General features: G+C 71.9%; 18 protein-coding genes. 6 read left to right on the top strand and 12 right to left on the bottom strand.

Going from position 1 to position 18,394, the window contains the following annotated elements:
* Together DY240_RS28560 and metK are read right to left on the bottom strand one after the other, a co-directional pair.
* A partial coding sequence (locus DY240_RS28560) for a primosomal protein N' family DNA-binding protein (protein ID WP_456077699.1) occupies window positions 1–515 on the bottom strand: 515 nt, incomplete at its 3' end.
* A 79-nt stretch (window positions 516–594) separates the two neighbouring features.
* A complete protein-coding gene (gene metK, locus DY240_RS28555; RefSeq protein ID WP_119663043.1) occupies window positions 595–1,785 on the bottom strand; it encodes a methionine adenosyltransferase in 1,191 nt (396 codons plus the stop codon).
* A 263-nt stretch (window positions 1,786–2,048) separates the two neighbouring features.
* On the opposite strand from metK, the gene DY240_RS28550 reads away from it, so the two are divergent.
* Complete coding sequence (locus DY240_RS28550) at window positions 2,049–2,801, top strand: sugar phosphate isomerase/epimerase family protein (protein WP_119663042.1); 753 nt, start codon at window positions 2,049–2,051, stop codon at window positions 2,799–2,801.
* The gene (locus tag DY240_RS28545; RefSeq protein ID WP_119663041.1) at window positions 2,798–3,907 is read left to right on the top strand and encodes a Gfo/Idh/MocA family protein; all 1,110 of its coding nucleotides are present in this window, start codon (window positions 2,798–2,800) and stop codon (window positions 3,905–3,907) included. Before DY240_RS28550 ends, DY240_RS28545 begins: the two co-directional genes overlap by 4 nt.
* A gap of 56 nt (window positions 3,908–3,963) precedes the next feature.
* On the opposite strand, the gene DY240_RS28540 is transcribed toward DY240_RS28545, so the two are convergent.
* The 3 genes from DY240_RS28540 to DY240_RS28530 are packed head-to-tail and all read right to left on the bottom strand — an operon-like array spanning window position 3,964 to window position 7,309.
* Window positions 3,964–5,025: a Gfo/Idh/MocA family protein gene (locus DY240_RS28540; protein WP_119663040.1), complete on the bottom strand. Its 1,062-nt coding sequence runs from the start codon at window positions 5,023–5,025 to the stop codon at window positions 3,964–3,966.
* A complete protein-coding gene (locus tag DY240_RS28535) occupies window positions 5,022–6,236 on the bottom strand; it encodes a Gfo/Idh/MocA family protein (protein ID WP_119663039.1) in 1,215 nt (404 codons plus the stop codon). Before DY240_RS28535 ends, DY240_RS28540 begins: the two co-directional genes overlap by 4 nt.
* Entirely contained in the window at window positions 6,236–7,309 is a 1,074-nt protein-coding gene (locus DY240_RS28530) for a zinc-dependent alcohol dehydrogenase (protein ID WP_119663038.1), read from the bottom strand. Before DY240_RS28530 ends, DY240_RS28535 begins: the two co-directional genes overlap by 1 nt.
* Window positions 7,310–7,437: 128 nt before the next feature.
* Here DY240_RS28530 and DY240_RS28525 point away from each other — a divergent pair, with 128 nt between their 5' ends.
* Genes DY240_RS28525 through DY240_RS28510 form a run of 4 tightly spaced genes read left to right on the top strand, consistent with a single transcriptional unit; the run spans window position 7,438 to window position 10,570 of the window.
* Window positions 7,438–8,388, top strand: coding sequence for a sugar phosphate isomerase/epimerase family protein (locus DY240_RS28525; protein ID WP_199702661.1), 951 nt, complete (start codon window positions 7,438–7,440; stop codon window positions 8,386–8,388).
* Window positions 8,389–8,437: 49 nt separating this feature from the next.
* Complete coding sequence (locus tag DY240_RS28520) at window positions 8,438–9,169, top strand: orotidine 5'-phosphate decarboxylase / HUMPS family protein (protein ID WP_119663037.1); 732 nt, start codon at window positions 8,438–8,440, stop codon at window positions 9,167–9,169.
* 13 nt (window positions 9,170–9,182) lie between these two features.
* On the top strand, window positions 9,183–9,566 hold the full coding sequence (locus DY240_RS28515) for a VOC family protein (protein ID WP_119663036.1): 384 nt from the start codon (window positions 9,183–9,185) through the stop codon (window positions 9,564–9,566).
* Window positions 9,563–10,570 carry a sugar phosphate isomerase/epimerase family protein gene (locus DY240_RS28510; RefSeq protein WP_119663035.1) on the top strand — a complete coding sequence of 336 codons (1,008 nt, stop codon included), beginning with the start codon at window positions 9,563–9,565 and terminating at the stop codon, window positions 10,568–10,570. The genes DY240_RS28515 and DY240_RS28510 overlap by 4 nt, the downstream gene beginning before the upstream one ends.
* A gap of 691 nt (window positions 10,571–11,261) precedes the next feature.
* On the opposite strand, the gene DY240_RS28505 is transcribed toward DY240_RS28510, so the two are convergent.
* The 7 genes from DY240_RS28505 to DY240_RS28475 all read right to left on the bottom strand — a co-directional run.
* Entirely contained in the window at window positions 11,262–12,683 is a 1,422-nt protein-coding gene (locus tag DY240_RS28505) for an aldehyde dehydrogenase family protein (RefSeq protein WP_158603039.1), read from the bottom strand.
* Between the two features lie 23 nt (window positions 12,684–12,706).
* On the bottom strand, window positions 12,707–13,807 hold the full coding sequence (locus DY240_RS28500) for a tartrate dehydrogenase (RefSeq protein ID WP_233552914.1): 1,101 nt from the start codon (window positions 13,805–13,807) through the stop codon (window positions 12,707–12,709).
* Window positions 13,804–14,640, bottom strand: coding sequence for a DeoR/GlpR family DNA-binding transcription regulator (locus DY240_RS28495; protein WP_119663033.1), 837 nt, complete (start codon window positions 14,638–14,640; stop codon window positions 13,804–13,806). Before DY240_RS28495 ends, DY240_RS28500 begins: the two co-directional genes overlap by 4 nt.
* 18 nt (window positions 14,641–14,658) lie before the next feature.
* Window positions 14,659–15,573 (bottom strand): hypothetical protein, encoded by a 915-nt coding sequence (locus DY240_RS28490; protein ID WP_119663032.1) that lies wholly within the window; start codon window positions 15,571–15,573, stop codon window positions 14,659–14,661.
* A complete protein-coding gene (locus tag DY240_RS28485; protein ID WP_119663031.1) occupies window positions 15,563–16,501 on the bottom strand; it encodes a carbohydrate kinase family protein in 939 nt (312 codons plus the stop codon). Before DY240_RS28485 ends, DY240_RS28490 begins: the two co-directional genes overlap by 11 nt.
* A gap of 62 nt (window positions 16,502–16,563) precedes the next feature.
* Window positions 16,564–17,406, bottom strand: coding sequence for a carbohydrate ABC transporter permease (locus DY240_RS28480; protein WP_119663030.1), 843 nt, complete (start codon window positions 17,404–17,406; stop codon window positions 16,564–16,566).
* Window positions 17,399–18,394, bottom strand: a 996-nt coding sequence (locus DY240_RS28475) for a carbohydrate ABC transporter permease (RefSeq protein ID WP_199702659.1), incomplete at its 5' end; no start/stop codon positions are given. The genes DY240_RS28480 and DY240_RS28475, both read right to left, overlap by 8 nt.

The following is an 18,394-nucleotide window of genomic DNA, read 5'->3' as shown; positions in this document are numbered from 1 at the left end:
GCGGCGCCGTCGGTGTGCTGCGCCCAGCCGCCGGGGTCGGGCCGGGCCGGCGGGACCGGCGGGTCGGGCGACGCCGCCTTCTCTGCGGTGGCGTGCCGCGGCGGAACGGCCAGCCGGAGCACGTCGGCGACGGTGCCGGCGTAGCGGTCGGCGACGGCCCGGGCCAGGGCCACGATCTCGGGCGCCAGCACCGGCTCCGGCGACACCACCCGGCGCAGCCGCGCCAGCCGGCCGTCGTGCTCGCTCTCGTCCTGCCGGGCGACGATGAAGCCGTCGTGGTCGGTGCCGGCGAACCGCACGGACACCCGGGCGCCGACGACGGCGTCGTCGGCCATGGACGCCGGGACGAGGTAGTCGAACGGCCGGTCCAGGTGCGGCAGCCCGACGTCGACGAGAACGCGCGCCACCGGCCGCGCCGCCGCGACCGGCTCTGGCTCGCGGGTGCGGAACCGGCGCCGGCCGGGCGCGGCGACCAGCGCCAACTGGTCGGGCTCGGCCGGCTCGGATGCGCTCACAGACCGTTTCTACCGCACCGGCGGACCCGTCCCGGCGTTGTCCACAGGCTCACCCGGCGCCGGCCGGCGATTCGGACGATCAGCCGGCCGCGGACTGCAAGGCGTCGACGCGGTCGGTGCGCTCCCAGGTGAAGTCCGGCAGTTCGCGGCCGAAGTGCCCGTAGGCGGCCGTCTGGGTGTAGATGGGCCGCTTGAGGTCGAGGTCGCGGATGATCGCGGCCGGGCGCAGGTCGAAGACCTCGGTGACCGCCCGCTCGATCCGCTCGACGGGTACCCGCTCGGTGCCGAAGCACTCCAGGAACAGGCCCACCGGCTCGGCCTTGCCGATGGCGTACGCGACCTGCACCTCACACCGTCGGGCCAGGCCCGCCGCGACGACGTTCTTCGCGACCCAGCGCATGGCGTAGGCCCCGGAGCGGTCGACCTTCGACGGGTCCTTGCCGCTGAACGCGCCGCCGCCGTGGCGGGCCATGCCGCCGTAGGTGTCGATGATGATCTTCCGCCCGGTGAGCCCGGCGTCGCCCATGGGGCCGCCGATCTCGAACCGGCCGGTCGGGTTCACCAGCAGCCGGAAGTCGTGCTCGTCGAGCTCGAACGACTCCACCACCGGCTTCACGACCTGGTTCGCGATGTCCGGCGTCAGCAGCTCCGCGAGGTCGATGTTCGACGCGTGCTGGGTGGAGACCACGACGGTGTCGAGCCGGACCGGGCGGTCGCCGTCGTACTCGATGGTCACCTGCGTCTTGCCGTCGGGCCGCAGGTACGGCACGGCACCGGAGCGGCGCACCTCGGACAGCCGCTGCGCGAGCCGGTGCGCGACGATGATCGGCAACGGCATCAGCTCCGGCGTCTCGTCGCTGGCGTAGCCGAACATCAGCCCCTGGTCGCCGGCGCCCTGCAGGTCCAGCGGGTCGGAGTCGCCCTCGACGCGGTGCTCGTACGCGGAGTCAACACCCTGGGCGATGTCCTGCGACTGCGATCCGATGGACACCGACACGCCGCACGAGTACCCGTCGAACCCCTTGGTCGACGAGTCGTAGCCGATGCCCAGGATGGTGTCGCGCACGATGCCGGGGATGTCGGCGTAGCCGCTCGTCGTCACCTCGCCGGCCACGTGCACCAGCCCCGTGGTCACCATGCACTCGACGGCGACACGGCTGTTGGGGTCGTCCTTCAGCAGCGCGTCGAGCACGGCGTCACTGATCTGGTCACAGATCTTGTCCGGGTGACCTTCGGTGACGGATTCGGATGTGAACAGGCGGAGAGACAACGCAAGCCCCCTCGTGGCGCGGACCATCGTCCGGGAAGCCTAACTGTAGGTGAATCCCCGGTGCTGAAGGCGGGAGAGTCCGTATAGTGGACCATTTCTGGCCGCATCGTGAGACAGAGGCTGGTCCCTCGCGAGAGCGGGCGGTCAGGGTCCCGCGGCGCGAGAACCGGCAGGATGGTAGCTTGCTCACATCTTTCTGTTCATTTGAACACAACTGTGGGCTAGTCTGAACTCCGTACGTGCGCGACGACGAAAGGTTTCCCGTGCCACTCAGGTCCCTGTCCCTCCAGCTGTACAGCGTCCGGCATGCCCTCGACGAGGACGTCGCCCGCACCGTCGAGCGGGTCGCGGCCATCGGATACACGCAGGTCGAGGCGTCCTACAAACTGATGTCCGCCGGTCCGGAGACGTTGGACGCGATCCGCGCCAACGGCCTGACGGCGCCGACCATGACGTCGCCGCTGTTCGACGTCGACCTCGACGACGTGTTCGCCAAGGCGACGGAGCTGGGCGCGTCCGCCGTCATCGAGTCGTACCTGCCGGAGCAGTACTGGACGTCCCTCGACGACATCGCGAAGACCGCCGACCGCTTGAACGCGGCCGCCGCGAAGGCCGCCGACCACGGGCTGCGCGTCGGCTACCACAACCACTGGTGGGAGATCGACCAGTCGTTCGAGGAGGGCCTGACGGCGCTGGAGAGCCTGGAAGCCCGCCTCGACCCGCGCATCGTGTTCGAGCTGGACGCGTACTGGGTCGCCGTCGGCGGCCAGGACGTCCCGAGCTACGTCGCCAAGCTCGCCGACCGGGTCGCGTTCCTGCACCTCAAGGACGGCCCGGTCAACCGCGACAACATCGAGCAGAAGCCGGCCGGCCAGGGCACGCTCCCCTTCCCGCGGATCATCGCCGCGGCGCCGAAGCTGGAGGCGGGCGCGGTGGAGTTCGACGAGTACGACGGCGACATCTTCGACGGCATCGCCCAGGCCTTCGCCTACCTGAACCCGCAGGTCGAGCGGTGAGCGCGCGCACCGGCCGCGCCGGCGTCGGCGTCATCGGCGCGGGCACCATCAGCAACCAGTACCTGCAGCACCTCACCAGCTTCCCCGACCTCGACGTCCGCATCGTGGGCGACCTGTTCGAGGACAAGGCGCGAGAGCAGGCGGCCGCGTACGGCGTGCCGCGCTCGGGCGGCCCGGCCGACGTGCTGGCCGACCCGGACGTCGAGATCGTCGTCAACCTCACCATCCCGGCCGCGCACGCCGAGGTGTCCCTGGCGGCGCTCGAGGCCGGCAAGCACGTGTGGACGGAGAAGCCGTTCGCGCTGGACCGCCCCACGGCCCAGAAGCTGCTCGACACCGCCCGGGCGGCGGGCCTGCGCATCGGCAGCGCACCGGACACCTTCCTCGGCGCCGGCCTGCAGACCGCCCGCCGCCTGATCGAGCGCGGCGACATCGGCGTTCCGCTGAGCGGGCTCACGCTGTTCGAGGTCCCGGGCCCGGTCGACGACCACCGGAACCTCGAGGTGCTGCTCTCGCGTGGCGCCGGCCCGCTGTGGGACATGGGTCCGTACTACCTGACGGCGCTGGTCCAGAGCCTCGGCCCGGTCGCGTCCGTGATCGGCATGGGCCGCATCGCCCGCCCGGTGCGCGTCCTGCAGGTCGGCCCGAAGGCCGGCCAGGAGCACACCGTCCAGGTGCCGACGCACGTCAGCCTGCTCGCGGAGTTCGAGTCCGGCGCGACGTCGGCGACGGTGCTCAGCTGGGACTCGCCGCACCGCCGGGTCGGCCACGTCGAGATCGTCGGCACCGAGGCGACGCTGTCCATCCCCGACCCCAACCACTTCGACGGCGCGCTGGCGATCCGCCGCAAGGGCGACGACGAGTGGACGACGGTGCCCGAGGAGGGTCCCGTGGCGGGTCGCGGCCTGGGCGCTCTGGACCTGATCCGGTCGGCCCGGGCCGGCGTGCCGCACCGCGCCTCGGGTGAGCTCGCCTACCACGTCACCGACGTCATGGCGGCGGCGACGGAGTCGATCGAGCAGGGCGTCCGGGTCGTCGTCGAAAGCACGGTCGAGCCGGCCCCGGCGTTCGGCCCGGACTGGGACCCGTACGCGCGCACGCTCTGACCGCCGAGACGCGACGGCGCTCGACCCCACCTGCCGGGGCCGAGCGCCGTCGCACGTCAGGACCTCGGGGACGGGGCTCGGGACGCGGCCGCCGCGTGCAGGTCCTCGATGATCCGGATCCCGGTCAAGGTGTCGCGCGGGTCGACGGGGACCGGCCCCTCCCCCGCGATCGCCGCCGCCAGCTGCCGGTAGAACGTCACGTACCGCCCGCGCTCGGTCGGCACCGGCGAGGTCTCGCCGTCCCTGCCCAGCAGGCCGTACGACGCGGCGGCCTCCACACCGAACGACTCGTCCAGCGGCGACAGCCCGGACGCCAGCTGGCCCTCCTGGCCGTCCAGGCCCCACTTCGTGAACGCCGACTCCGACCCGAGCACCCGGAACCGGAACCCGCGCTGCGCCACCAGGCTGCTCATCGCCAGGTGCGAGCGGACACCGGACTCGTGGGTCAGCGCGATGAAGCTGTCGTCGTCGTTGACGGCGCCCGGACGGTGCGCGTCCAGCTCGCCGTACACGCCCTTCACCGGCCCGAACAGCTGCACGGCCTGGTCGATGAGGTGCGAGCCGAGGTCGTAGGCGACGCCGCCGCCGTCGGGGCCGCTGGTGCCGGACTTCCAGGGCGGACGGGGCCGCGCGCTGAGCCACTCGAACCGCGATTCGAACCGCCGCACCTCCCCCAGCGCGCCGGACTCGACCAGCCGCCGGACCGTCAGGAAGTCACCGTCCCACCGCCGGTTCTGGAACGCCGTGAGCACCGCGCCGGTCTGCTCGGCGCGGGCGATCAGCGCCTCGGCGTCGGCCAGGTGCACCGTCAGCGGCTTGTCGACGACGGCGGCCAGCCCGCGGTCCACGACCTGCAGCGCCAGCTCGGCGTGGGTCGGGGTCGGGGACGCGACGACGACGAGGTCGACTTCGCCCTGGTCGGCGCGGGCCAGCAGCTCCGCGACCGACGCCACGATGGTCGTCGACGGGTACCGCTCGCGGGCCGCCGCGGCCCGCTCGGTGTTCCCCGTCACGACGAAGGACAGGTCGTAGGCGGGGTCGGCCGTGATCAGAGGCGCGTGGAAGACGCTGCCGGCCAGCCCGTACCCGACGACGGCGGTGCGGATCGGGCCGGTCACGACGCCGTCACCGCACCCGTCAGCGCGGCCGCCACCGCGCCGACCTCGCCGCCCAGCTCCACGCCGGTGCGGGCCGCGTACGCCGCGACGATCCGCTGGCAGTCGAGGATGTCCTGCCGCCCGTCGGCCAGCCCGGACCGGGGCGTGACGCCGTCGCGGACCATCGCGTGGAACGCCTCCAGCTGCGTCTCGAACGCCTCGGTGATGCTGCGCCGGACCACACGCCGCTCGGCGTCGCCGTCGAGCGTGGTGACCGTGAGCTCCGTCGGCGCGTGCAGCAGGTACGGCGACGGGAAGACCAGCTCGACGGTGCCGCGCCCGTGCACCACGCGGACGGTCTCGCGGTAGGCCGGGAAGTCGGGCAGGTAGTGCCAGGCCAGCGTGTACCGGCCGCCGGCGGCCAGCGTGCCGGTGGCGGAGATCGACGGCGGGTGCTGGCCGAACGAGCCGCGGTCGCGGCCGACGTCACGCACCGCGAACTTCGAGCTCTGCCGCCAGATGTCGGCGTGGTCGACGGTGGCCGGCGGGGCACCGAAGCTGCGCATGATGGACAGGTCGTGCGCCAGGCTGCTGACCAGCGAGCCGCGGTAGGCGCGCCAGAGGCCGTCCTCGGCGTCGCCGACGGCGGCGGTCCACAGCCGGCGGTCCTCGCTCGCGATCTCCTCCAGCGCCCAGTCCGGCAGCGGCCCGGACGGCCCGGCGACGTGACCGAACGCCAGCTGCGACGCGCCGGTCGGGTGCAGGACGGTCGCCTCGATGCTGCGGACGTCGTCGATCTCCTCGAGCAGCCGCGCGGCCTCGACGACGGCGGGGTCGTACTGCTTCATGTACGCCAGCAGCAGCGCCGGGTGGCCGAGATCGGGCTCGGCGGCGACGAGCTCGTCGACCTCGCCCGTGGTGAACGCCAGCGGCTTCTCGCAGAACACCGGGAGGCGCCGCTCGAACGCCGCCAGGACGGCCTTCGCGTGCGACCCGCGCGAGAGGATCATCAGCGCGTCGACGTCGCCCGCGTCGAGCAGCTCGTCCAGCGTGCGGAAACGGCGCTTCTCGGCCACGCCGAAGCGCCGGCCGACGACGTCGGTGACCTCCTCGGAGAAGTCGGCGACGGCGCTGACGGTGAACAGCTCGGGCCGGCGGGCGATCAGCGGCAGGTGCACCACCTGCGCGACCGCGCCCAGGCCGAGGACGGCGAGGCGGATCGGCGCGCCCATCAGGCGTTCACCCCGTCGACCTCGTCCGCGTAGGGCATCCGGAGCACCGACTTGACGTTGTCCCCGCGCTGCATCGCCGAGAACGCCTCCTCCCAGTCGTCGATGGCATAGCTGCCACCGAGCGCCAGCTCCGGATGGAGCCGCCCGGTGGCGAAGAGCCGGAGCACGTTCTCCCACGTGCTCCACGTGTGCGAGTAACAGCCGTACAGCGTGACGGCCTTCTTCACCATCGGGTCGAGCGTGAACCCGAGCGGCTGCGGGCCCCAGCCCACCTTCGCGATCGCACCGCCGGGCCGGACCAGCTGCATGCTCTGCTCGAGCGCGGCACTGACGCCGGTGGCCTCGACCACCAGGTCCGCGCCCAACCCGTCGTGCAGGCCGGCGACGACCTCGACGGGGTCCTGCTCGGTGATGTCGACGACGTGGTGGGCGCCCATCTCGGTGGCCTTGGCCAGCCGCTTGCCGTCGATGCCCGTGCCGAGGACGACGGTGGTGCCGGCGCCCCGGACCAGGGCCACCTGCAGCGCGCACAGGCCGATGGCGCCGGCGCCCTGGACGACGACGAGGTCGCCGGGCACCACGGAGGCGCGCTCGACGACGGCGTTGTAGGCGACGGCGAACGGCTCGGTCATGGCCGCCCGCTCGAACGGGACTCCGTCGGGGATCCGGTGCAGCACCCGCGGCTCGGCCACCAGGTACTCGGCCATCGCGCCGTCGCGCTTGAGGCCGTAGCCCTCGCGCCACGGGCACAGGTTGTAGCGGCCGCTGCGGCACAGCGCGCAGACGCCGCAGATGGAGGCCGCGGTCTCGCAGACAACGCGGTCGCCCACGGACCAGCCGCTGACGCCGTCGCCGACCGCCGCGACGACACCGGCCGACTCGTGGCCGAGGGTCACCGGCAGCACGCCCTTCGAGCTCTTGCTCTGCGAGTTGTGCCACATGTGGATGTCGGAGCCGCAGACGCCGACGGTGTGCACGCGGACCAGGACGGTTCCCGGGCCGGCGACGGGTTCCGGCAGCTCGCGCACCTCCAGCGCGCCATCCTCGTAGGCATACTTGACCAGCGCCTTCATCGGCGATCCTCCAGCAGGCGGCACTCGGAGAGTGGGACTTCCCCACTCAAAGGTTGTTCGTTATCTTTCATTCTACCGGTGATAGTGTTCTGAAAATCACGAGTTGGGTCAACGGTCGAGGAGAGACGTTGAGGATCGCGGCGTTCCCGAAGGGCGAGCTCGAGGCGATGGTGCTCCGTCGCACCAAGACGGTCTTCGAGTGGATCGACGAGGCCGCCACGCTCGGCGTCGACGGCCTCGAACTGCACACCGGCTTCCTGTGGGAGACCGGCGACGACTACGTGACGAAGGTCGGCGAGGCCATCGCCGCGGCCGGGTTCGCCATGCCCATGATGTGCGCCTCGCCCGACTTCACCCACCCCGACGCGGACGTGCGGGCACGCGAGCTCGACGCCCAGGCGACGTTCATGCGCATCACCGCCGCGGTGGGCGGGCCGGGCGCCACGTGCCGCGTGCTCAGCGGCCAGGCCCACCCCGGCGTGGCCGTCGAGCAGGGCCTGGAGTGGGCAGGCGACGCCATCCGCTCGCTGCTGCCGCTGGCCGCGGAGCTCGGCATCGTGCTGGCCGTCGAGAACCACTACAAGGCCAGCACCTGGAAGTACCCGGAGTTCGCCCAGCGCCCCGAGGTCTTCCGCGCGCTCGTCGACAGCATCCCCGACCGCGTCCACTTCGGCGTCCAGTTCGACCCCTCCAACGCCATCACCGCCGGCGTCGACTCCGCCGAGTTCCTCGAGACCGTCGTCGACCGCGTCGTGACCATGCAGGCGTCGGACCGCCACCTGGTCAACGGTGCCACGCTCGACGCTCTGCGGCTGGCCGACGGCACCATCGGCTACTCCCCCGACCTCGCCCACGGCGTGGTCGGGCAGGGCCTCAACGACTACGACCGCATCTTCGCCATCCTCACCGCGCACGGCTACGACGGCTGGATCAGCATCGAGGACGGCGTCAACGGCACGGACGAGCTGCGCGCGTCCGTCGACTTCCTCAAGGCCGCCCGCGAACGCTGGTTCGGCGGCTCGACGGCGGTCCGGGTCGACTCGCACGAGCGCGCCAAGGCGGCGGCCGCCGCAGGCTGACCGCCAGCCGACCCCGTCGTCCCCGGTAGTGGAAGGAACCCGCACCCAGATGAGCAGCTCGATCCGCGGCCTGCGCCGCTCGGACCTCACGCACGGCATCGTGCAGGTCTCTCTCGACCTCAAGAACCTCGACGACGGGCTGCGCATGGCCGCCATCGCCGTCGAGGCCGGCGCCGACTGGCTCGAGATCGGCACCCCGCTGGTCATGGCCGAGGGCACCCGCGCGGTCAAGGCGCTGCGCAAGGAGTACCCGGACCACCCGCTGGTCGCCGACCTGAAGATCATGGACGGCGGCTACGGCGAGGCGGCGATGTTCGCCGAGGCGGGCGCCGACGCCGTCGTCGTCATGGGCCGCGCGCACGACGCCACGGTGCAGCGGGTCTGCGAGGCGGGCGAGAAATTCGGCCTGCTGGTCATGGGCGACGACATGGGCGCCGACGACCGCGCCGCCGAGGGCCGCCGGCTGGAGGAGCTCGGCGTCGGCATGGTGCTGCACCACATCGGCCACGACCACCGCAGCGTCAACCGGCACCTCGGCCTGTCGCCGCTCACCGACCTTCCGGCGATCGTGGCCGCGACGACGGTGCCGGTGCAGGCCGTCGGCGGGCTGTCGATCGACCAGGCCGTGAGCTGCCCGACCATCGGCGCCGGCGTCGTGGTGTTCGGCGCGCCGCTGGCCATCGACGACGAGACCTCGTTCACCATCCCCGAGGGCGACCTGCCCGCGGTGCTGGGTGACGCGATCGCCCGGGTGCACGCCACGCCGGTCGCCCAGGTCTGACGGCGTCGTTGCCATGGCGTTCCTGCGGCTGCACCACGCGACGTTCACGCACCCCGTGGGTGCCGAGGACGAGGCACGCGCGTTCTACGGCGGCGTGCTCGGCCTGACCGAGGTCCCGAAGCCGTCGACGATGAACGCGGCGGTCGGCTGCTGGTTCCGTACCGATGGGATCGAGGTCCACGGTCTGCCGGACCCGGACTTCCACCCCAACCGCCTCGGCCACCCCGCGTTCCTGGTCGACGACCTCGACGCGGTGGCCGCCCGGCTGCGGGCCGCCGGCGCCGTCGTCGAGCTGGACGACCGCTTCCCCGGCCACCGCCGGTTCCACAGCTACGACGTGTTCGGCAACCAGCTCGAGTTCCTCGAAGCCGTTCCTTCCACCGGAGAGTCCCGATGACGCATCCCGTGACGCTGTTCACCGCCCAGTGGGCCGACCTCCCGCTGGAGGACGTGGCCGAGCTGGCCGCCGGCTGGGGCTTCGACGGCCTTGAGATCGCCTGCAAGACGACGCACCTCGACGTCGACCGGGCGCTGGAGGACGAGGCGTACCTGCGGTCCCGGCGCGAGATCCTCGACCGCCACGGCCTGAGCGTGTGGGCGATCTCGAACCACGCCCAGGGCCAGCTGGTCTGCGACGACCCGCTCGACTTCCGGCACGAGTCCATCGCCGGCCCGCGCACGTGGGGCGACGGCTCGGTCGAGGGGGTGCGCGCGCGAGCGGCGGAGCAGATGACGAAGACCGCCCGGGTGGCGCGCAAGCTGGGCGTCGACACCGTCACCGGCTTCACCGGCTCGAAGATCTGGCGCTACGTCGCGATGTACCCGCCGGTGCCGGCCGCCGTCATCGACGACGGCTACGAGGACTTCGCCCGCCGCTGGAACCCGATCCTCGACGTGTTCGACGGCGAGGGCGTCCGGTTCGCGCTCGAGGTGCACCCGTCGGAGATCGCCTACGACTACTGGACGACGGTACGCGCCCTGGAGGCGATCGACCGGCGTCCGGCGTTCGGGCTGAACTGGGACCCGAGCCACATGATGTGGCAGGACATCGACCCGGTGACCTTCATCCTCGACTTCGCCGACCGCATCTACCACGTCGACTGCAAGGACACCCGCATCCGCCCCCGCGACGGCCGCGCAGGGCGGCTCGGCTCGCACCTGGCGTGGGGCAATCCGCGGCGCGGCTGGGACTTCGTCTCCGCCGGCCTCGGCGACGTCCCCTTCGACGACGCGTTCCGGGCGCTGGACTCCATCGGCTACACCGGCCCCATCTCGATCGAGTGGGAGGACTCCGGCATGGACCGGCGCAGCGGCGCGCCGGAGGCGTTGAAGCACGTCCGGTCGCTGCTCTGGGACCGCCCCCAGCAAGCCTTCGACTCGGTGTTCACGCAGAAGTCGTGAGAGTCCCGGTCACGGAGGTCGGCCGGGGCTCCCGCGTTGGTGGGGCTCCCCGTCCCCCTGCTGCCCATTCTCTTGGCCGCGCACCTGCGCCTCAAGTCCGCGCGCGATCGTGGTGAATTCCCGCTGTGGTCGGGGCGCTTGGACTTGACCCGCAGGCCCGCGGCCCAAGAACGGGCAGCTATCAGGGGGACGGGGAGGGAGTGGCGACGCCTCGTGCGTCGTGCGTGCCCGTTTCGTCCCGGTCGCCGGGGCATGGATGGCGATGATCATCGACGATCGCTCACATCACGAGGACTTCTCCCCCATCGCCAGGCCTGCAGGCCTCGTGATGCGCCAGAAGACCTCGTGACGGCCCCCGAATCCCGGCCGAATCTCACCCCGTGGACACCACCCCACCGTCGTCGCCGCCGACCCCGTTGATCATGGAGACGTGCAGGTTCCCAGTGAGGCGGAACCTGCACTTCTCCATGATCAACAGCGCGCTGGGGGGTGAGCCGGCCACCGAACCCCCACCCGGCGCCAGACTCCCCCCGTCCCCCTGATAGCTGCCCGTTCTTAGGCCGCGGAGCCGCGGGTCAAGCGGACCCCCAGGGCGCCCAGCGCCCGCCGGTCCGCTTGAGGCGCGGATTCGCGGCCAAGAGAATGGGCAGCAGGGGGACGGGAACCCCCACGCACGCAAACCCAGCGCACGTCACGGCTTCAAGACCACCAACTTGTGGTGCAGCAGCTCCTCGATGGCGTACCGCACACCCTCGGTGCCCTGCCCGGAGTCCTTCACGCCGCCGTAGGGCATGTGGTCCGCGCGGAAGGACGGCGGCATGTTCACCAGCACACTCCCCGCCTCAGCACTGCGCGCGTAGGTCAGCGCCGACGCCAGGTCCGACGTGTACACCGACGTGTTCAGCCCGTAGTCCGACGCGTTCACCCGCGCCAGCGCATCCTCCAGGGAGTCGACCTCGATGACGCTCACGACGGGGCCGAACGCCTCCTCGCAGACGACGCGGCTCTTGTCGTCGACATCGACCAGCAGCGTGGGCGCCAGTACGCCGTCGTCGGACACCGTGCCGCCGACCACGACGCGGGCGCCGTCGTCGACCGCGGCCTCGATCACCCCCGCCAGCCGAGACGTCGCCTCCGGCGTGATGAGCGGCCCCACCATCGTCTCCGGGGACCGGGGATCGCCGTACGACACCGAGCCCAGCCGCTGCGCCAGCTCCTCGACGAACGCCGGAGCGACCGCACGCTCCACGTAGACCCGCTGCAGCGACACACACGCCTGCCCGGAGTTCGACAGCGCGGCGGTGACGGCGTCGGCGGCGGCCCGCGGCAGGTCGGCGTCGGCGCGGACCACCATGGCGGTGTTGGAGCCGAGCTCGAGCACGTGCTGCTTCCGCGGCGACCGCGCCTTGAGCTCCCAGCCCACCTTGCTCGACCCGGTGAAGGTCAACACGGCGACGCGGGGGTCGTCGATCCAGGCGTCGACGATCTCGGCCGGCGGCCCGGTGACCAGGTTCAGCCGGCCCGGAGGCAGACCGGCCCGCTCGAACGCGGCCACCAGCAGCCCGGCCACCAGCACCGCCTTGTCCGACGGCTTCAGCACGACGGCGTTCCCGGCGGCCAGCGCGGGCGCCACCTTGTGCAGCACCAGGTTGAGCGGGAAGTTGAACGGGGTGATCGCCGCGACCACGCCGCGAGGCTGCGCGACGGTGAACGCCACGGTCCCGGCGCCGGCCTCGACGGCGTCGAGCGCGACCACCTCGCCGGTGATCCGCTTCGTCTCCTCGGCCGCCCAGGTCAGGGTGTCGACGGCGCGGCCGACCTCGCCGCGGGCCGCGGTGACGGGCTTGCCCGTCTCGGCGACGATCGCCGCGGCGAACTCGTCCGCGCGTGCCGACACGGCGGCAGCGACGGCGGCCAGCACCCGCGACCGCTCGGGCACCTCGAACGGCCGCTCCAGCGCACCGGCCGCGGCGTCGACGGCCAGCCGCGCGTGCACCGCGCCGCCGATCGCGACCGTGCCCAGCACGTCGCCGGTCCACCGGTCCCGGATCTCCTGGACGCCGTCGCCCGGAACCCAGGCACCGTCGAGATACAGCAACTGCTCACCGGACACGCCGGTCCTCCTCAGCATCGGAACTACGGGGCGTACTCCCGGGCCAGGCGGTCGATCCGCTCCAGCACCGCGCGGGTCACGTCGGCGGTCCCGTCGCTGCCGCCCAGGTCGCGGGTGCGGACACCGTCGGCCAGCGCCGACTCGAACGCGGCGATCAGGTGCGCGGCCGCCTGCGCGTGGCCGAGGTGCGACAGCATGAGCGCGCCGCTCCACAGCTGCCCGACGGGGTTCGCGACGCCCTTCCCGGCGATGTCCGGAGCGGACCCGTGCACCGGCTCGAACATCGACGGATGCACGCGCTCGGGGTTGAGGTTGGCGCTCGGCGCGGACCCGATGGACCCGGTGACGGCGCCGGCGAGGTCGGAGAGGATGTCGCCGAAGAGGTTCGACGCGACGATGACGTCGTAGTCCCACGGCCGCAGCACCAGGCTGGCCGCCAGCGCGTCGATCAGCTCGCTGCGCAGCTCCACCTCCGGCGACGACGCCACCACCGAGCGGACCACCTCGTCCCAGAACGGCATGGTGTGCACGATGCCGTTGCTCTTCGTGGCCGACGTCAGCCCGCCCCGCCGCTGCGCCGCCAGCGCCGCCGCGAACCGCGCGACCCGGGTGATGCCGGGCCGGGTGAACAGCGCCTCCTGGACGGCCAGCTCGTGCGGCTGGCCCCGGTGCGACCGGCCGCCGACCTCGGAGTACTCGCCCTCGGTGTTCTCGCGGACGATCACCAGGTCGATCGGGCGGTCGTCGGCCAGCGGCGAGCGCACGCCGGGCAGCGTCTTCACCGGCCGCAGGTTCACGTACTGGTCGAACGTCCGGCGAATCGGGATCAGCAGCCCCCACAACGTCTCGACGTCCGGGATGTCCGGGACGCCGACGGCGCCGAGGAAGATCGCGTCGTGCTTCGCGAGCGTCTCCAGCCCGTCGACCGGCAGCATCCGGCCGTGCGCGCGGAAGTGGTCGGAGCCCCAGTCCAGGTGGTTCCACCGCAGACTCAGCCCGTGCACCGAGGCGATGCGGTCGAGGCACTCGATGGCCGCCGGCACCACCTCGAGCCCGATGCCGTCACCAGCAATGACGGCGATGTCCGCAGCACGTCCCGCCGCAGCGGCAGCTCTCTCCGTCACCGGGCGCCGTCCGCCGCCAGCGGCCGGCCGCTGTCCGAGGACACCGCGACCTTGACGACGTCGATCTCGTTCTGTTCGAGGATCCGCTCCTGCTCCTCGGTGATGCCGTCGTCGACGATGACGCGGTCGATGGCGTCCCAGTCGCAGATCTTCACCATGGCCGAGCTGGCGAACTTCGATGAGTCGATGAGCAGGACGACCCGCTCGGCGACCTCGATGAGCGCCCGCTTGGTGATGGCGTCGAAGCCGTTGCCGCAGAACGCGCCCCGCTCGTTGACCCCGCTGGCGGCCAGGAACAACGTCTCGACCTGCAGGTTCTCGATGGCGGCGAGGGTGGCCGGGCCGTCGAACGAGAGCGACTCCGGGTGCAGCGTGCCGCCGAGGCAGATGACCTCGGCGCCGCCGTTGCCGATGAGGTTCGACACCACCGGGTAGGAGTTGGTGACGACCTTGACGTCGCGGTCGGTCGGCAGCTGCGCGGCGACCTGGCTGGCCGTGGTGCCGGCGTCGATCGCGATGATCGACTTCGGGGCGATCAGCTCGATGGCCCGGGCCGCGATGGCGCGCTTGGCCTCGCCCATCTTGTGGTCGCGGAACTGGTAGTCGCTGCCGAGCATGTCCTTGCGCGACAGCGAGCCGACGCCGCCGCGGAAGCCGCGCACCCGGCCGCTCTCGACCAGCCGCATGACGTCGCGCCGAATGGTCATCTCGGAGACCGCGAACGCGCGCGACAGCTCGTTGATGGTGCAGTAGCCCTGGTCCTCGATGAACTGGACCAGCCGCTCACGGCGCTCGGGTGCGGACGTGTACCGGAAGTTCTCTTCGACCGACATCTCCTCAGCTCACCCTTCTCACGACGACTGGTGACGACTGTACGGACGCGCGGTCTCCGCGACGATGCTCGTGAGATCCCGCAGCCGGCGTGTCGAGCGCTCCGCGAGCGCGGCCTCATGGTCGGCCTCGGCGACGGTGTCGGCCCAGATGGCGCGGCCGGCGAGGAATCCCGACGCTCCCCCCGCGCAGGCGGCGCGGACGGCGTCGGCGAAGTCCGGCCGCTCGACGCCGTTCGACAGCACCACCCAAGGCCCGGGGACCACGTCCGTCAGACGCTTCGCGTGTTCCTCGACCAGCGCGAGGTCGCCCGGGACGTACCCCGGAACCTCGGCCTTGTAGATGTCGCCGCCGAGCGCCGCGAGCTCGGCCGCGGCAGCGATGATGGCCTCGTGCCGGGCCGCCGGGTCGGTCCAGTCCTCGGCGTCGGCAGGCCGCACGATGCCCTCGACCAGGCTTGCGACCCGCGCCCCCCGGGCCAGCGCGACGAACCGGCCGACCAGGTCCGCGCGCTCGGCCGCCTCGATGCCTTCGCGCCAGATGACCAGCAGCTTCACGGCGACGGCGCCGACCCGCGCGATGAACTCGGGCGTGATCTCCTCGTCCAGCGACGTGCTGGTGACCCCCAGGCCGGGCGGCTGCTCGAGCACGTCGGCGGCCAGGATCAGCCCGCACGACGGCGCCAGCTCGGCCGGCCGCGCGTCGGTGACGGCGTACGGCCGGTCCAGCAGCACGGCCGAGGCCAGCGGCGAGAGCACCCGGGTGGCGGTCGCCTTGAACTCGCGCAGGGCGTCGTCGCCCATCTCCGCGCCGTCGACGAGCGGGAACATCCGCCGCAGGGATTCGCGCTGGTCGAGTGCGACCATGGCGAAGCCGCCGTGCTCGGTCCGCAACGGGGCCAGCAGGTCGGCGGGCGTCGTCTGGTCACTCGTCATGCGTGTCTCCTGTGTCGTGGCGGGGAGGGCGTGCGTCGGGAGTTTCGGCGAGCAGGAAGGCGTCGGCCTCGGCGCGGTTCGGGATGGCCGACCGTCCGTCGAGGGCACGGCAGGACAGCGCGGCGACGGCGTTGGCCAGGCGCGCGGCCTCGGTGAGCGAACCCCCTGCCACCAGCCCCGCGAGCAGCGCGCCGTGGAAGACGTCGCCGGCCCCGATGGTGGAGGCGACCTCGACCCGGAACGGCGCGACCACGGCGACGTCGTCGCCGTCGAGCACGTGGCTGCCGGTGGACCCGGCGGTCGCGACGACGGCGCCGGCCCCGGCCTTCGCCGCGGCGCGCAGCCCGTCGTCGACGTCGTCGGTGCCGAACTCGCGGGCCAGCGCGGCGGTGGTGGGAACGTAGAGGTCGACGCCGTCGAGGTCGAGACCCGGGATCGGGTTGCCGGCGTCGACGCTCAGCTTCGGCCGCCGCGCACCGGCCGCGGCCGCGGCGCGGGCCGCGGTGAGCGCGCTGCGGTAGCCCGTCTGGTCCGCGTGCAGCCAGGCGGCGGCGTCGACGGGTACGGCCTGCGGGCCGGGGGCGTACTGCGGCGTGGTGACGATGGCCCGGGTGCCGCTCGACCGCGCCGCGATGACCATGCTGGTGGTGGTCGGCTGCCCGGGAACCGTCCGCAGCCAGGTGGTGTCGACGCCCTCGCGCTCGAAGCCGGCCCGGACCAGCCGCCCGGCGTCGTCGTCGCCGACCACGCCACAGAAGCCGACCCGGGCGCCCAGCCGGGCCAGCGCGACGGCGGCCGTGGCGGCCGGCCCGCCGCACGCCGTGACGAACGGCTCCGCGACCACGCGATCGTCGGCGCCCGGCATCTCGGGCACCACCGCGATCGTGTCGACGGTGGCCACGCCCACGCAGATCACGTCCAGTGGCATCGCAGACCCCTTGATCCGATCGCCTCAAACTTTGTCATTTATAGCACATCTTTATGTTCGGCTCATTTCACCGCGCCCGCCGTGAGCCCGGCGACGAGGTAGCGCTGGAGGAACAGGAAACCGACGACGATGGGCACGCTCACCACGAGCGACGCCGCCATGATCTGGTTCCAGTAGACGTTGACCTCGGTCGAGTAGCTCTGCAGGCCGATGGAGAGCGTGCGGGTGGCGCTGTTCGTCATCTGCGACGCGAAGAGGATCTCGCCCCACGCGGTCATGAACGAGTAGACGGCGACGGCGATGACGCCCGGCCGGGCGGCCGGCAGCACCACGCGCCACAGCGCGCCCATCGCCGTCGCGCCGTCGACCCGGGCCGCCTCGTCGAGGTCGCGCGGGATGCCGTCGAAGTAGCTGGCCAGCATCCAGATCGAGAAGGGCAGCGTGAACGTCAGGTACGTGACGATGAGGCCGAGCTGGGTCTGGTACAGGAACGTGATGCCCAGCCAGCGGTCGATGTTGACGAAGATGATGAACAGCGGCAGCAGGAACAGCACGCCGGGGAACATCTGCGTCGACAGGACCACGCCCGAGAACGCGCCGCGGCCGCGGAAGCGGTAGCGCGAGATGGCGTACGAGGAGAAGATCGCGATGATCACGCTGGCGATCGTCGCGACGCTGCACACGATCAGGCTGTTCACGAAGTACCTGCCCAGCGGCACCGTCGACCAGATGTCGACGAACGGCTGGAACGTCAGGTTGCTCGGCCACCACTGGAAGTCGCCCTGCACGTCGCGCAGCGGCTTCAGCGCCGACGTCACCATGACGTAGAGCGGCACCAGGGTGAACAGGGCCAGCGGCACCAGCACCACCCAGCGGAAGATCCGGAACGACAGCTGCTCACGCATCGCGGCGCCCCTTCCTGCTCCAGAGCGCCCAGAGCCCCGCCACCACGATGAGGAACAGCATGAGCAGCACGGACATCGCCGAGCCCAGCCCGAAGTTCCACTGGATGAACGAGTTGGCGTAGATGTGCACGGTCAGCAGGTTCGCGGAGTCCGGCGGCACGTCCCCGAAGAGCACGAACGGGGTGTTGAACTCGCGGAACGTCCACAGGAACAGCAGCAGGAGCAGCACCGAGTTGACCGGCCGCATCATGCCCAGCGTGATGTAGCGGATCTGCTGCCAGACGCCGGCGCCGTCGATGGACGCCGCCTGGTACACGTCGTCGGGGATCGCCTGCATGCCGGCCATCGTCATGAGGAACGCGAACGGCCACTGCTGCCAGATCGCGACGACGGTCACCGACACGAACGCGTTGGTCCCGATCAGCCAGAACGGCGGGTCGTCGACGACGCCGAGGGTGTTCACCAGCAGCTCGTTGAGCAGGCCGTTGTCGCGCTGGAGGATGAACTTCCAGGTGATGATGCCCGCGTAGGCCGGCAGCGCGTACGGCACCAGGAACAGCGTGCGCAGAAAGCCGCGGCCGCGCAGGTACTTCTGCAGCACCAGCGACGCGCTCATGCCGAACACGAACGAGATGCCGACCACCAGCACGGTGAACGCCAGGGTGACGCCGAACGACTGCAGCAGCTGGCGCCCCAGCGGGTTGTCGAAGTCGAGGGCGACGGCGTAGTTGCCCAGTCCGGCGAACGGCGCGGCGCCCCAGTTGGTGATGAAGAACTGGGTGAGCCGGATGAAGCTCATCCAGATGCCGACGCCCATCGGGACGACGTGGATCAGCAGCTCGAGCAGGATGGCCGGCAGGATCAGCAGGTACGGCGTGATCCGCGCCCAGCTCCACCGTCCGTCCGGGCCGCGCAGCCGCTGGGCCATCCACGAGCCGGCGCGGCGGCCACCGCTCCCGCCGCCGCTCCGGCGGCCCGCGTCGGTCCG

Origin of the sequence: Jiangella rhizosphaerae, from assembly GCF_003579925.1 — a bacterium.
Classification (GTDB): domain Bacteria; phylum Actinomycetota; class Actinomycetes; order Jiangellales; family Jiangellaceae; genus Jiangella; species Jiangella rhizosphaerae.
This window is presented reverse-complemented; position numbering and strand designations above follow the sequence as displayed.